Origin of the sequence: Cupriavidus numazuensis (assembly GCF_905397435.1) — a bacterium.
Classification (GTDB): domain Bacteria; phylum Pseudomonadota; class Gammaproteobacteria; order Burkholderiales; family Burkholderiaceae; genus Cupriavidus; species Cupriavidus numazuensis.
On sequence record NZ_CAJPVI010000043.1, the window covers coordinates 32,844 to 47,032 of the forward strand.

General features: G+C 63.1%; 11 protein-coding genes. 5 read left to right on the forward strand and 6 right to left on the reverse strand.

Features of this window, described 5'->3' with window-relative positions; genetic code table 11:
• Window positions 1-3: 3 nt before the first annotated feature.
• Together KHO41_RS28615 and KHO41_RS28620 are read left to right on the forward strand one after the other, a co-directional pair.
• On the forward strand, window positions 4-1,002 hold the full coding sequence (locus KHO41_RS28615; protein ID WP_211956613.1) for an FAD-binding oxidoreductase: 999 nt from the start codon (window positions 4-6) through the stop codon (window positions 1,000-1,002).
• 234 nt (window positions 1,003-1,236) lie between these two features.
• Complete coding sequence (locus tag KHO41_RS28620) at window positions 1,237-3,015, forward strand: sigma-54-dependent Fis family transcriptional regulator (protein WP_244874069.1); 1,779 nt, start codon at window positions 1,237-1,239, stop codon at window positions 3,013-3,015.
• A 51-nt stretch (window positions 3,016-3,066) separates the two neighbouring features.
• Here the strand turns inward: KHO41_RS28620 and KHO41_RS28625 are convergent, their stop codons facing one another.
• Window positions 3,067-4,437, reverse strand: coding sequence for an OmpP1/FadL family transporter (locus KHO41_RS28625; protein ID WP_211956614.1), 1,371 nt, complete (start codon window positions 4,435-4,437; stop codon window positions 3,067-3,069).
• Window positions 4,438-4,848: 411 nt separating this feature from the next.
• On the opposite strand from KHO41_RS28625, the gene KHO41_RS28630 reads away from it, so the two are divergent.
• The 3 genes from KHO41_RS28630 to KHO41_RS28640 are packed head-to-tail and all read left to right on the forward strand — an operon-like array spanning window position 4,849 to window position 7,864.
• Window positions 4,849-6,543 carry a sigma-54-dependent Fis family transcriptional regulator gene (locus KHO41_RS28630; RefSeq protein ID WP_211956615.1) on the forward strand — a complete coding sequence of 565 codons (1,695 nt, stop codon included), beginning with the start codon at window positions 4,849-4,851 and terminating at the stop codon, window positions 6,541-6,543.
• Window positions 6,540-7,268, forward strand: coding sequence for a GntR family transcriptional regulator (locus tag KHO41_RS28635; RefSeq protein WP_211956616.1), 729 nt, complete (start codon window positions 6,540-6,542; stop codon window positions 7,266-7,268). Before KHO41_RS28630 ends, KHO41_RS28635 begins: the two co-directional genes overlap by 4 nt.
• Window positions 7,269-7,282: 14 nt before the next feature.
• Window positions 7,283-7,864, forward strand: coding sequence for an NAD(P)H-dependent oxidoreductase (locus tag KHO41_RS28640; protein WP_211956617.1), 582 nt, complete (start codon window positions 7,283-7,285; stop codon window positions 7,862-7,864).
• Between the two features lie 164 nt (window positions 7,865-8,028).
• On the opposite strand, the gene KHO41_RS28645 is transcribed toward KHO41_RS28640, so the two are convergent.
• From KHO41_RS28645 to KHO41_RS28665, 5 genes are all read right to left on the reverse strand, one after another.
• Window positions 8,029-8,799, reverse strand: a complete 771-nt coding sequence (locus tag KHO41_RS28645; RefSeq protein ID WP_211956618.1) for an enoyl-CoA hydratase/isomerase family protein — start codon at window positions 8,797-8,799, stop codon at window positions 8,029-8,031.
• Window positions 8,800-8,814: 15 nt separating this feature from the next.
• A complete protein-coding gene (locus tag KHO41_RS28650) occupies window positions 8,815-9,618 on the reverse strand; it encodes an enoyl-CoA hydratase-related protein (RefSeq protein ID WP_211956619.1) in 804 nt (267 codons plus the stop codon).
• A gap of 5 nt (window positions 9,619-9,623) precedes the next feature.
• Window positions 9,624-10,391 carry an SDR family NAD(P)-dependent oxidoreductase gene (locus tag KHO41_RS28655; RefSeq protein WP_211956620.1) on the reverse strand — a complete coding sequence of 256 codons (768 nt, stop codon included), beginning with the start codon at window positions 10,389-10,391 and terminating at the stop codon, window positions 9,624-9,626.
• 4 nt (window positions 10,392-10,395) lie between these two features.
• The gene (locus KHO41_RS28660; protein WP_211956621.1) at window positions 10,396-12,072 is read right to left on the reverse strand and encodes an AMP-binding protein; all 1,677 of its coding nucleotides are present in this window, start codon (window positions 12,070-12,072) and stop codon (window positions 10,396-10,398) included.
• A gap of 70 nt (window positions 12,073-12,142) precedes the next feature.
• Window positions 12,143-14,173, reverse strand: coding sequence for an NADPH-dependent 2,4-dienoyl-CoA reductase (locus KHO41_RS28665; protein WP_211956622.1), 2,031 nt, complete (start codon window positions 14,171-14,173; stop codon window positions 12,143-12,145).
• Window positions 14,174-14,189 lie beyond the last annotated feature (16 nt).

Sequence of the window (14,189 nt, forward strand, 5' to 3'; positions counted from 1 at the left end):
CCTATGAAATACCAGATATCGATCGAAGGCGGCACGGCGTTCACCGTCGCCGCGGAGGAAGACACGCTGCTGCGCGGCGCCCTGCGCGCCGGCATGGCCCTGCCCCACGAGTGCAGCGTCGGTGGCTGCGGCGCGTGCCGCTTCGACCTTGTGGACGGGCTCATGGAATCCGTCTGGCCTGAGGCGCCCGGCCTGTCCGAGCGTGACCGCAAGCGCGGCAAGTACCTTGCCTGCCAGTCGCGGCCCCTAGGCGACTGCACGATCCGCGTGCGCTGCGACGAATCGTATCGCCCGGCCGTCCGAGCGCATCGCAGCGCAGCGGAACTGCTGGCACGCCGCGCGCTGACCCCTGACATGAGCGAGTTCACGTTCCGGGTTCCGGGCGCGACCGAGTTCCGGCCCGGCCAGTACGCGCTGCTCTACCTGCCCCGTACACCGGGCGCCCGCGCCTATTCGATGGCCAACCTGCCCAACGAGGAAGGCATCTGGAAGTTCGTGATCCGCCGCGTGCCGGGCGGGTCCGGCAGCAACGCGCTGTTCGACCAGGTCGGAATCGGGGAAAGCATCGTGTTCGACGGGCCGTACGGCCACGCCTATCTGCGCGAGGACAGCCCCCGCGACATCGTCTGCATTGCCGGCGGCTCGGGCCTGGCACCCATGCTGTCGGTCGCGCGCGGAGCGCTCGCTGACGGCGGTTCGCGGCGCGTCCACTTTTTTTATGGCGCCCGGGGGCAGGCTGACCTCGGTGCCCTCGACGCCCTTGAGAAACTCGCCGAAGACGAGCGGCTTGCGCTGTCGGTGGTACTGTCTGCACCGGAAAGCACCTGGAAGGGTCCAACGGGGTTCGTACACGAGGAAGTCGAGCGTAACCTGACGGCTCCCCTCGGCAGCTACGACTTTTATTTTGCCGGCCCGCCCCCCATGATCGAAGCTATACAGGCACTCCTGATGCACAAGCACCAGGTACCGTTCGGGCAGATCCGCTTCGACCGCTTTGTCTAGGCCGGCGACATCTGCCTTGGGACGCCCAGCGCACAGCCGCGACACCGGATAGCCTGATCGCAAATGCCGCGTGCGATTACCAATCGCCATATCTGGAAGTTGGCGATAAGCTCCTTCTACCGAGCACTACATGGCCTGCGGGGGCCGGTGGATATCGGTCCCCGGACTGGACCGCACGAGGCGCGAGACCGCGCTCGCGCGTCCGCAACCGCGCCGGTCGCGATTGAGGAAATCATGGCGAAGAGGCATCCCGGAAAACCCAAGTCCGGCTCACCGGCGCAAGACCATCCCGGACGGAATCAGAAGCGCGAGTCCCCCGAGGCAATCCGGGTGCCGGCGATCCACGACCTCGCCAAGCGCCTGCGCTTCGCGCCGCAGCAGGGGCGCATCTGGCTGGACGACCAGCGCATGATGCTAATGCATATCAGCTCTCTTGGCGCCTTGCGGCAAGAACTGATCGAAAGCCTTGGCAAGGAAACAGCGCGCGGACTGATCACCCGTATCGGCTACCAGGCTGGAACGCGGGACGCAGCGATGGCGCGCAAGGTCCGCGCCGGCCTGAACACCTATGACGACTTCCTGGCCGGTCCACAACTGGTCTCGCTGGAGGGTATGGTGCATTGCGAACCGGTGGCGCTGGATATCGATGTCCAGCGTGGCCACTACTTTGGCGATTTTTATCTGGTGGACAGCTCCGAGGCGGAAGCCCACATCGCCGGCTATGGTATCGGCAATGAATCCGTGTGCTGGATGCTGATCGGCTATGCATGCGGTTACACCAGTGCCTTCATGGGCCGTCCCATCCTGTGGAGGGAAACCGAATGCCGGGGGATGGGGCATGCAAAATGCCGCGTGGTAGGCAAGCCGGTGGAGGAATGGGAAGACGCCCAGGACGACCTGCGCTTCCTGAGGATCGGCGATTTCGTCAAATGGGCACCGGAGGACGAGGCCCCCCTGCCCGCCACGAGCCGCATCGCGGCGCGGCTGTCCAGCGCTCCGGAGAACAGCTTCGGCGTGGTCGGCATCTCCGCCGGCTTCAACACCGTCTGCCACATGGTCAACAAGGTGGCGCCCACCGACGCCACCGTGCTGTTCCTGGGGGAAAGCGGTGTTGGCAAAGAAGTCTTTGCGAACAACCTGCATCGCCTGAGCAAGCGCGCCGACGGCCCTTACGTCGCGGTGAACTGTGCGTCCATTCCCGAACACCTGATGGAATCCGAATTATTCGGCGTCGAGCGCGGAGGTTTTACGGGCGCCACCACATCCCGCGCCGGACGCTTCGAGCGGGCCGATGGTGGCACGCTGTTCCTCGACGAGGTCGGCACACTGAGCTTCACGGCACAGGGTAAGCTGCTGCGCGCACTGCAGCAGGGTGAGATCGAGCGTGTGGGCGATACACGCACCCGGAAAATCAACGTCAGGGTGGTGGCCGCCACGAACGTGAACCTGCGTGAAGCTGTCAAGGCTGGCCACTTCCGTGAGGATCTGTTCTTCCGCCTGAACGTCTTTCCCATCCAGGTGCCGCCGCTGCGAGAGCGCCGCGACGACATCCCGCTGATGATGAACTGGTTCCTCCAGCGCATGGCACGCAAGCATGACAAGCACATCACGGGCTTCCGCGAGCGCGCCGTGGACGCGATGTTCGCCTATGACTGGCCGGGCAACGTCCGGGAGCTGGAGAACATGATCGAGCGCGCGGTCATTCTGGCCGAGGACGGTGGCGCGCTCGACCTGTGCCACCTGTTCACCAGCGGCGAGGAAGTTGATACCACCGCTTTCATGCTGAAGCGCAGCGGCAGCATCGGACGCGTCAGCGAAACCAGCGAAGCGGAATCGCCGCCGAGCGCTGCCAAAGGGCGACCTGGTCTGGCCGAAACGGAGGTGGCCATGCTGCGTGCAGCCGTGGCGGAAGCCAACGGCAATCTGTCGCGCGCAGCCCGGGTGTTGGGAATCAGCCGTCCGACGCTGGCGTACAGGCTGCACAAATACGGCATTACGCCTGAAGCGCAATGATGAAATGCCCCCCGGCGCGGCGCATTGCGCTGCGCCAGGGGGCTCGCTGCGCTAGAAGCGCTTGCGGTATGCCAGAACCGCGTTGAGCTGCGAATGCCGCACGGTGAGCGGTACCGCAGTATTCGGCTGGCTGGCATTCCCCACGGTCTTTGGCAACACCACCGACAAGGCAAAATCGATCGCATCGTCCTTGCCGAACGCGTAGGTCGCGCCGCCAGTCAGGGTGGTGGTGGGAATGGCCGGCACAACGGCTAGCAGCGTGCCGTTCGGGATGGCTTCTTGCGCATAGTGGAACCCGCCGCGCACCGTCCAGGCCGAATCGAAGCGGTACGCCACGCCAAGGCCGAACACGTTCGTATCGCGGTAGTTCTGCGGGAGCGACAGGTCCAGGTTCGCGCCCCCACGCGTGAAGGTGACGTTGATGTCACGCATCACGCTCGACCAGAACACTCGCTGGTAGTCCGCCGAAGCCGACAGTCGCTCGTTGAACTGGTGGCTGATGCCCACCGTGAACTGCGCCGGCATCTGGAAGTCCCGCACCCTGACCTCGCCGCTCAGCGGAATGTTGCCCGCGACCGTGCTGACAGCCGCAAGCGTGGCCTGCCCGCGAAGATCGCCCACCCGCGTTTTCGCGTTGTAGGCGAGGCCTACGCGGGTATCGGGCGTGATGTCGTAGGTCAGCCCCAGTTTTCCGCCGATGCCCCAGGCATCTGCCCCGCCACCGACGGGCGCGTTACGCGAGAATCCCAGATAGCCGCCGGAAAGGCCGGGCACGGAAAGCAGCGTGGGCACCAGCGAGCCGCTGACGCGCCGCTGGCTGGCGAGTGTGCCGATCTGCGTGACATCGAGCAGCGTGCCGAGATTGAGCGACGTCCAGACGGCATCCAGCGAGGCGCCGAGCGTCAGCTTGTCCGTCGGCCGATAGGCCACCGCAAAGGGGATGCGCAGCACCAGCAGCCTGGAGAACTGATCCAGGCCGGTCTGCACGCCATTGGACGTGCGCGACAGAAAGCTGCTGCCTCCATATTGCGTACCGAGGCCGCCTTCCGCAAAGATGCCGGCACCGAGGGCGAAGTCATCGTGCCGGTAGACAAACGCGGCCTCGGGCGCAAGGTATGGCCCGTTATTGTTGCCGTGGTTGCCGGACCGTGCCGTCTCGCCCGTTGCTGTATTGGTGGCCTTGATGTCGGTGGTCACCACGTCGAGCCCCAGATGCAGGTGATTCCCCTCGGCCATCAGGCCGAGTGTTGCCGGATTCGCCATCATCGCCGCGGACCCGATGTCGAAGGCCGCACTGGTCCCGCCCATCGCGCGGGAAACGGGACCAAAGCCTTCCAGATTGAACACGTCCGTTGCTCCCGCTTTTGTTCCGCACGCCGCAGCGCATAGCGCCACAGCCACGCGGACGTAGTTGCCTCTCACGAGTGTCTCCTTGTCGTTTTCGGGATTGCGAAACGCGCGGCGTCGCCCGGGGTAGCGGACGAGCCTTCGCATTTGCTGTTGTGATGCCTGCGACCGCCTGGCATTGCAGCGCAGTCGCGCCGGACGTATTGCAGAAGCCGTACCAACAAGCCGAGCCACCCTGCTAAATCTCGATATTTTTAGGGAAAACCATTAGATTTTTCGACGCCGATTCATCTTTCCGCGGGGATCTCCAGCAAGGTGTGACGCCTCCGGGGTTCGATTTGACGATATGATCAACGCGCAAAGATCCGCCAACTTCATCAAATAATCGAAGCCGGCATTGACGCTGGCCGGGTCCTTGCCTCGTTCGGTGCAATCGGCCAGAATATCGAGATTCCACCCTCCATCTAACGCCGGGGACCGAACGTCGTGGAAGCCAAACTCAGTTACCCTCCGAATGCCGACCTGCGGCACCTCCTGCGCTTCGATCCCGAGAGCGGCGCCATCTGGCTGGGCGAACGCCGCATGCTGCTCTTGCATACCGCCGCACTGAGCGGCCTGAGGCAGGACCTGATCCATTCGGTGGGGCCTGTGCACGCGCGCCGGCTGCTCACGCGCATGGGATACGCCTCTGGCCGGCGCGACGCCGAGTTTGCACGCACGACGCGCGGCGCACTCTCGCTCGACGCCGCCTTCCTGGTCGGGCCGCAACTGCACATGCTCGAAGGCGCTGCTTGTGTGACACCCGTCCAACTCGATTTCGATGCCGCCACCGGTCAGTTCGCCGGCGAATTCCGCTGGGACAACTCATGGGAAGCCCATGCCCACAGGCAAACCTTCGGGCTCGCGGAAACGCCTGCGTGTTGGGTTCTGCTGGGATATGCCAGTGGCTACACGAGTGCCTTCATGGGCCGCCTCATCGTCTTCAAGGAAACGTGTTGTGCGGCCTACGGCGCGGACCATTGCCAGATCGTCGGCCGACCTGTCGACGAATGGCCTGATGCCGCTGAACAGCGCCAGTACTTCGAGGACGATTCCCTTCTCGACACGATCGCCGCGCTCAACGAGCAGGTGCAGGCCCTGGTGACCACCATCGAGTCAGCGCGCGAGCCGGCCATTTCCGCCGGCATGCTTGTCGGGACCTCGCCCGCGTTCCAGGAAGCCCACACATTGCTTAATCGCGCCGCCGCCACACAGGTAACCGTGTTGCTCACCGGCGAAACGGGCGTGGGCAAGGAACGCTTCGCGCGCGCCTTGCACCAGGGATCTGCCCGCGCCGCCGGCCCCTTCATTGCTGTCAACTGCGCCGCGTTGCCCGCTGACCTGATCGAGGCAGAATTGTTTGGCGTCGAGCGCGGCGCCTACACCGGCGCGCACGTCAGCCGCAGCGGCCGTTTCGAGCGGGCGGACGGCGGCACGCTCTTCCTCGATGAAGTCGGCGACCTGCCCCTGCCCTTGCAGGCCAAGCTGCTGCGCGTACTACAGGACGGCGAGATCGAGCGCCTCGGCGCGGAGACCACGCGCAAGGTCAATGTGCGCCTCGTGACAGCAACGAATGTCGATCTTGAGGCGGCGGTATCACAGGGACGATTTCGGCGTGACCTTCTGTACCGACTGAACGTCTATCCAATCTGCATTCCGCCACTGCGCGAGCGGACGACCGATATCGAGCCACTGGCAAACCACCTCCTGGCGCGCTTCACCGCACTCCATCAGAAGCGCCTTTCAGGAATTAGTGAACGCGCGATGCAGGCACTCCTGCACCACGACTGGCCCGGCAACGTGCGGGAACTCGAGAACCTGATTGAGCGCGGCGTCATCCTGGCGTCGCAAGGTGGAACTATCGAATTGGAACATCTTTTTCCGCACCAGCCGCCCGGGATACAGGCCACAGTCAGCGCGAGAGGCCGACTGGCACCGGTGTGGCCGGACAGCGAGCAGGCCCTCTGTGCACGCATTCTCGATAGCGGGCTCAGCCTGGAGTCGCTGGAGAACCAACTTCTCGATCTTGCCGTCGAGCGCGCGCGGGGTAACCTGTCCGGCGCAGCACGGCAACTTGGTCTGACTCGTCCGCAACTGGCCTATCGCCTCAAACGCCAACAAGACAACGGTAGCCAAGCATGACTCCCACCCAACGCCGCGGCGCTCGACCGAGCGTCACAGCCGATCCTCAGCCCCCTGACCTCCTCGAACCGCGCACGCTGTGCGAACGCGCCTATCTCCAGTTGCGCCATGACATCGTCCAAGGGCAAATCGGCCCCGGCGAGCGCCTGCGGGTCGAACACCTCAAGGATCGCTATGAAGTGGGTGCCGGCACGCTACGAGAGGCCCTGGCGCTCCTGGTATCCGATGCCCTTGTGACGGTTGAAGGCCAGCGAGGATATCGGGTCACAACAATCTCGCTCGACGACCTGCGGGACCTCACCGACACGCGGGTGCGCCTGGAAACTGAAGCGCTTCGTCTGTCCATTCGCTATGGTGATACGCAATGGGAAGCTCAGTTGCGCGCAGCGTTCGACAACCTCAGCGCCTGGGAAGCCCGTGGCCCCTCGGTGGACCCGGCTGGCTGGGAGCAGGCCAACCGGCACTTTCATGAAGCCCTGATCGCGGCGCACCGCTCGCCGTGGAGTCAATATCTGCTGAAGCTCCTTTACCGTCACGGGGAACGCTACCGGCACGTTGCTATCCGCCTCGGGACTAACCAATCCACCACTCGGAACGTGCATGAGGAACATGCGGCCATCTTTGAGGCCGCCGTGGCGCGCCAGGAAGCGCGCGCTGCGCTCGCACTGGAGGCACATATTCGCCTCACCTACGATTTGCTCTCAAGCGCGCGAATTGAACTGTAAAGGTAGCCCACAGCATGTCCAAGCGCATCGTGATCATCCAGGGGCATCCAGACCCATCGGGCCATCACTTGCTGCATGCGCTGGCCGACGCCTACGCTCAAGGCGCGACCACGGCGGGACACGTCGTACGGCGCGTCGAGGTGGCCAAGCTCGACTTCCCGCTGCTTCGCACGCAAGCTGAGTTCGAGACTGGCATATTGCCTCCTGCGTTGGAGCAGCCAAGGGAAGACATGCGCTGGGCGGAGCATTGGGTCTTTCTGTTTCCGCTGTGGCACGGAACCATGCCGGCGCTGTTCAAGGGTTTTCTCGAACACATCTTCCGGCCCGGCTTTGCCATGGACTACGGGAAGAAAGGTTTCCCCAGACGACTGCTCGCCGGCCGCTCGGCACGCGTCATCGTGACCATGGGAATGCCGGCGCCGCTGTATCGCTGGTACTTCGGCGCATACGGAGTTCGCGGCTTCGAGCGAAGCATGCTGAGTTTCGCCGGGATCAAGCCAATCCGCGAGAACCTGTATGGGCTCACCTTTGCCAACGAGAGGACACGTACCCGCTGGATGGAGTCCCTGCGTGAACATGGTGCGCGCGGGGACTGACCGGAGCTTGGCAGACGCGTCCCTTGGATGCCCCCTCCTGGACGATCCGAGACGGTTCCAGTGAAATCGAGGGGCGGGTTGTGCTTGCGACAGACTACCCTGCCGAAGCACCCCTCTGAACACTACCAAATCGCCTTGGTGGGGCGTGGAGCGGCTGACCGGGCTCAGCGATCCGTGAAACAAGCAGACCGTTTGTCAAGAAAGGCGCGGATCCCCTCATGCGCATCCTCGGTCTGGAATGCCTGCACAATGAGGTCCGCTTCCATACGCAGTCCCTCCGCCAGCGGCAGGTCCAGGGCACGTTGCACGGCAGTCCGGGCCAGCAGGGAAGCGCATTGGCTATGACGAACGAAGCGATCGGCAAAGGCCTTTGCAATGGCAACCGCATCGCCGTCTTCCACGACGTCATTGACCAGTCCGATTTCCCTGGCCTCGCGCGCATCGATCATTCGACCTGTCATGATCAACTCCAGCGCACACGACTCTCCGACCAGCCGCGGAAGTCTCTGCGTGCCTCCGTATCCAGGCAATAGACCCAGCCTGACCTCCGGCAGGCCAAACTTTCCGCTTGTGGTCGCGACCCGGAAAGTACAAGCCATGGCAAGTTCCAGCCCACCACCGAGCGCATAGCCGTGCAGCACCGCGATGGAAGGGACACGCAGGCGGTCAAGCTTTGCGAAGGTATCCTGTCCCAGTCGAATCCCTTCGCGCTCGGCCCAGAAACCTCGGTCAAGCAGGCCCTCGACATCGGCGCCCGCACAAAATACCTTGTTTCCCGCGCCGACCAGGGCAAGCGCCCTGGCGGGCGACTTCGCGACCTCATCGATCGCCAGTCCAAGTTCCTGTATGAGCGAACGGCTCAGGGCATTGAGGCTTTCCTGCCTGTCGATGGTGATGACAGCAAGATAATCGTCGTAGTGCAGGTTTATCGGCATGGTTCCCTCCCCCGCTTACGCGTCGCCTTGGTGGCCGTTCACGATGCCCCGGAACTGCGGCCGGCGCTTCTCAAGGAATGCAGACACGCCCTCGCGCGATTCGGCGGTCTGATAGTAGAGCGCCAGGGCCTGCATGCCGAGCCCGCCAATGCCCCGGATCGAATCGGAATCGGCATTGAAGGATCGCTTGGCGATGGCAATCGCGGTCGGGCTCATGCCCAGGATCTCGTTGCACCAGATAGCCACCTCCGCATCGAGTTCCGCAGGATCAACCACCCGGTTCACCAGTCCCATCTCCAGCGCCTGTTTTGCCGGGTAGCGGCGACACAGGAACCAGATCTCCCGCGCCTTTTTTTCTCCGACGACTCTCGACAGGAAGGCCGTGCCGAAGCCCGGGTCGACCGAACCGACCTTCGGCCCCACTTGCCCGAAGATTGCGGTGTCCGATGCGATGGCAAGATCGCAGCACGTCACCAGTACGTTGCCGCCGCCGATTGCATAGCCATTGACACGCGCAATGACGGGCTTCGGTACTTCGCGGATCACGCCCTGCAACTCCTCCACGGGCAACCCCACCACGCCCCTGCCGTCATACTTGCCGTCATGTGCCGATTGATCTCCGCCCGTACAGAAGGCCTTGTCTCCCGCGCCGGTCAGGACAATCACGCCAATGGAAGGATCCCATCCCGCCGTGTTGAACGCATCGATCAACTCCTCGCAGGTATGCCCCCGGAATGCGTTATAACGCTCGGGACGATTGATCGTGATGCGTGCAACGCCGTCCTTCCTGTCGAACAAAATGTCGGTGTATTTCGTCATGGTGCTTAGCCGTGCATGGTGAGACCGCCAGATACGCTAATGGTCTGGCCAGTGATGAACCCGGCTTCCGGGCTGGAGAGAAAGACGACGATTCCGGCAACGTCTTCCGGCTTGCCCAGACGCTTCAATGGGATCGCGCGCTTCAGCCCTTCATAGAGCTTCTTCCCATATTCGCCATCGCCGCCAAATGACTGCAGAAGCGCGGTGTCCGTGGGCCCCGGACAGACCGTATTGACACGGATATTGTGATTGGCACATTCCCGGGCAATCGTCTTCGTGAAAGCGATGATCCCGCCCTTGCATGCGGAATAGACGGCCTCCCCCGAAGATCCCACGCGGCCGGCATCCGAGGCGATATTGACCACCATGCCCCCGCCTCTCGATATCATGTGCGGCAGCACGGCATGGTGCAGGTTCAAAGGACCGACCAGATTGATGGCGATGACCTTGTTCCAGAATTCCGGCGAACTTTCCAGGAATTGCACCGGCAGATCCCATCCCGCATTGTTGACCAGAGCATCGATACCGCCCAGGCGCTCCGCGATCGAACCGATCCGGCTGACGACGTGCTCGTGGTTGGTAATATCGAGCGGGAGCAATGCCAGTTGGGCATTGAAGGGCCGGAGTGCCTCGGCAAGCCGTTGCAGCGCATCCTCATCCTTGTCTACCGCTACCACCCTGGCGCCGGCATCGACGAAGCGCCGACAAATTGCAGTACCGATTCCGCCAGCCGCGCCTGTAACCACCACCACCTTGTTGTCGAGATCTCGCATTCCCTTACTCCGTCGTACCTGAATCGGGCCCGATCGCACCGTTGCCCACCAGGTGCTGTAACGCGGACTCGCGTAGCTTGAATTTCTGAAGTTTTCCCGTCGCGGTTCTCGCCAGACTGTCAAAGATCACGTGCTGCGGCGCCTTGAAGCCAGGTAGTCTGGCGCGACAGAAGCTGATGATTTCACTGGCATTGATGTCACCCGCCATATCCGCCTTGAGTTCGACGATGGCGCATGGCACCTCTCCCCAACGTGGATCCGGCACCGCAACTACAGCCGCGCCTGCTACGGCCGGATGCTCGTAAAGGACGTCCTCGACCTCGACCGAGGAAATGTTTTCTCCCCCCGAGATGATGATGTCCTTTGAGCGATCCTTGATTTCGATATATCCGTCGGCATGAACCACGGCGAGATCTCCGGTGTGGTACCACCCACCTGCGAACGCCTCCTCCGTTGCAGAGGGATTCTTGAAATAGCCTTTCATCGCCAGGTTGCCCCTGAGCAGGATTTCCCCCATCGAACTGCCATCCCGCGAAACCGGCGATAGCGTATTGGGATCCGCCACCATCATTTCGTTCATGACGACAGTTCTGACTCCTTGTCGGGTAAGGTGAACCAGATGCTCTTCTTCCGGCAGCGCCTGCCATGCCTCCTGGCTTTGGCAGATCGTGGCAACCCCGTGCATCTCGGTCATGCCATAGACATGCTGCACGCGGAAGCCGAGCTCGATCAGCCTGCGGAAGACCGCCGGCGGCGGTGACGCCCCGCCCGACAGCACACGGATCGGCCTGGCCGGTGGCACCCACGACGGCGGCACACTCTCGATCAGGAAGGAAAGCACTGTCGGGGCGCAGCAGAAATGCGTGACGTCGTGGTTGGCTATCGCGTCATAGATTGCGGCTCCGCTCACCTTGCGCAGACAGATCTGTGTCGCGCCGACCGCGGCGAGCGCCCAGGCATAGCACCAGCCATTGCAGTGGAACAGCGGCAAGGTCCACAGGTAGACCGGTACGTCGCCGCTCAGCTCGGCATTGACAAGCTGCCCCAGCGCATTGAGATATGCGCCCCGGTGGTGATACACGACACCCTTCGGATTGCCGGTGGTTCCCGACGTGTAGTTGAGCGCAATCGCGTCCCATTCGCTCAGGGGCAGGCGAATATCCGGCGTGTCCGGCGCGCCGGCGAGGAACGACTCATACTCGATACGCCCAACCGGCCGGCTGCCCGCCACCTCAGGGTCCGTGATATCCACAACGGTGATCGGCTCGCCAAGCACGGCGATGGCCGCGCGCGCAACCTCGGCGAACTGTTGATCGACAAACAGCAGGCGGGTCTCGGAATGCCGGAGAATGAAGCCGACGGCCGCGGCATCAAGGCGAATGTTGATGCAGTTCAGCACGGCGCCTGCCATCGGCACACCAAACTGCGCTTCGAGCATGGCTGGCGTGTTGGGCGCCAGGATGGCAACCGTATCGCCACGTTCGATGCCGTGATCGATCAACGCGCCAGCCAGCTTGCTGCAGCGTCCGGCATATTCCTTCCACGTGTATGAGCGGTCGCCATGGATAATGGCGATCCGATGCGGGTATACATCCTCGGCCCGATTCAGGAAATGGAGCGGCGTCAGCGGCTGGTAGTTTGCCGCGCGCTGATCGAGCTCCCGATCAAATTTTGTCACCATGAAGTGTCTCCAGGAAGTCCTGCATCTCGGTGGTATGGCTGTTCTTGCGGCCCGATAGGGCCACGCGCCTTCATACGGTCATGGCGAGCCGCGTTGCCTGATCAATCGCGCGCAGCGCATCCAGCTCGCTGGCCACATCGGCACCTCCGATTACGTGGACATTTGCACCACTCGACCGAAGCGCTTCGTAGAGCCCGCGTTCGGACTCCTGGCCGGCGCAGAGGATGACGTTGTCGACCTGCAGAACGTGCGTCTTGCCGTCGATCGTGTAGTGCAGGCCGTCATCGTCCACGCGTTCGTAGACCGCTCCGCTCGCCATCGCAACGTTGGCCCGCTTCAGCCTGGACTTGAGAATCCAGCCGGTCGACTTGCCCAGGCGCTTGCCCAGTGCTTCGGGCTTGCGCTGGAACATGTGTACCTCCCTGCGCGCATGGGCGGGGGCAACAGTTTCGGCCGATTCGCTCAGGCCGCCTGACGTGGACAGCGACGGATCGACACCCCATGTAGCAAGGAAACTGGCGGGATCCAGTGACTCTTCCGCATCGCCGAGCAGGAACTCGGCCACATCGAAGCCGATACCGCCTGCGCCGATGATGGCCACCCGCTGCCCGACGGCAGCGCCGCGGGCGAGCACATCGACGTATGAAAGAACCTTGGGATGATCCACTCCTGGAAAGCCAGGTGAGCGCGGACGAACGCCCGTCGCAATCACGATTGCGTCGAATCCAGCTTCCAGCAGTTCGCCGGCTTTCACGAAGCGTCCCAGATGTACCGTCACACCAAGGCCGTCGAGCCTGGTACGGAAATACCGGAGCATCTCGTTGAATTCATTCTTGCCCGGCACGACGCGCGCCATGTTGAGCTGACCGCCGAGTTCATTGCCGGCTTCGAACAGCGTGACCCGATGACCGCGCTCGCTTGCATTGATGGCAAACGACATGCCAGCAGGCCCACCACCGACCACCGCGATCCGCTTTGTCCCTTCGGGTGGCTTTGGCATGAACTCGATCTCTCTGCCTGCGCGCGGATTCACCAGGCAGGTGGCGGTGCGATCTGTGAAGATGCGGTCCAGGCAGGCCTGGTTGCAAGCGATGCAGGTATTGATCTCGGCCGCCTTTCCAACGCGGGTCTTCCTGGCAAAATCGGGGTCCGCGAGCAATGGCCTTGCCATGGAAACCATATCGGCACAGCCTGATGACAGCAGCGCCTCGGCGCCGTCCGGCGTATTGATCCGGTTCGATGCGATCACGGGGATGTCAACTGCCCGCTTCACATTCTCGATCGCATACGCCCACGCCGAGCGCGGTACGGACGCGGCAATCGTCGGCACCGCCGACTCGTGCCAGCCCACCCCGGTATTGATGATGTCCGCGCCGTCGGCCTCCACGCGCCGCGCCAGCTCGGCCACCTCCGCGCCGGTCATCCCGCCCTCGATCAGGTCAACGGCGGAAATCCGGTAGACCACCAGAAAGCGGTCCACTACACGACGGCGAATGGCCTTCAGGACTTCCAGCGGAAAGCGGATGCGCGCCTCGAAGCTGCCGCCGAACTCATCGGTTCGTTGATTCGTGAACGGCGCCGTGAACTGATTGATGAGGTACCCCTCCGACCCCATGATCTCGACGCCGTCGTAGCCACCCTCCCACGCAAGCTCCGCGGTATTGGCAAAGTCCTCAATGGTTTGCCAGACCTCCTCCGTCGTGAGCTCGCGTGGCGCAATCGGGTTGATCCGGGCCCGCTCGGCAGACGGCCCCACGCAAAGAGGGTGCTTGGCGTAGCGACCTGCATGAACGATCTGCAGCGCGATGTGCCCGCCTGCTGCATGCACCGCCCCCGTGATCGCACGGTGCTCCGCCAATTGACTGCGTTCGCATAGCAGCGGCGCGCCAGGTTCGAAAACCCCCGCGGGATTGGGCGCATACCCGCCGGTCAGAATCAGGCCGGCTTCGCCCCTGGCGCGTGCGCCGTAGAACGCGGCCAGCCTTTCATGCGGCCTGTCCAGGGTTTCCAGCCGGGTGTGCATCGCGCCCATCACGATGCGGTTCCTGAGGGTGATGCCTGCAACGCTGAGGGGAGCCATCAGGCGTGGGTACTGATCCATGGTTTGTTTGCCTCCA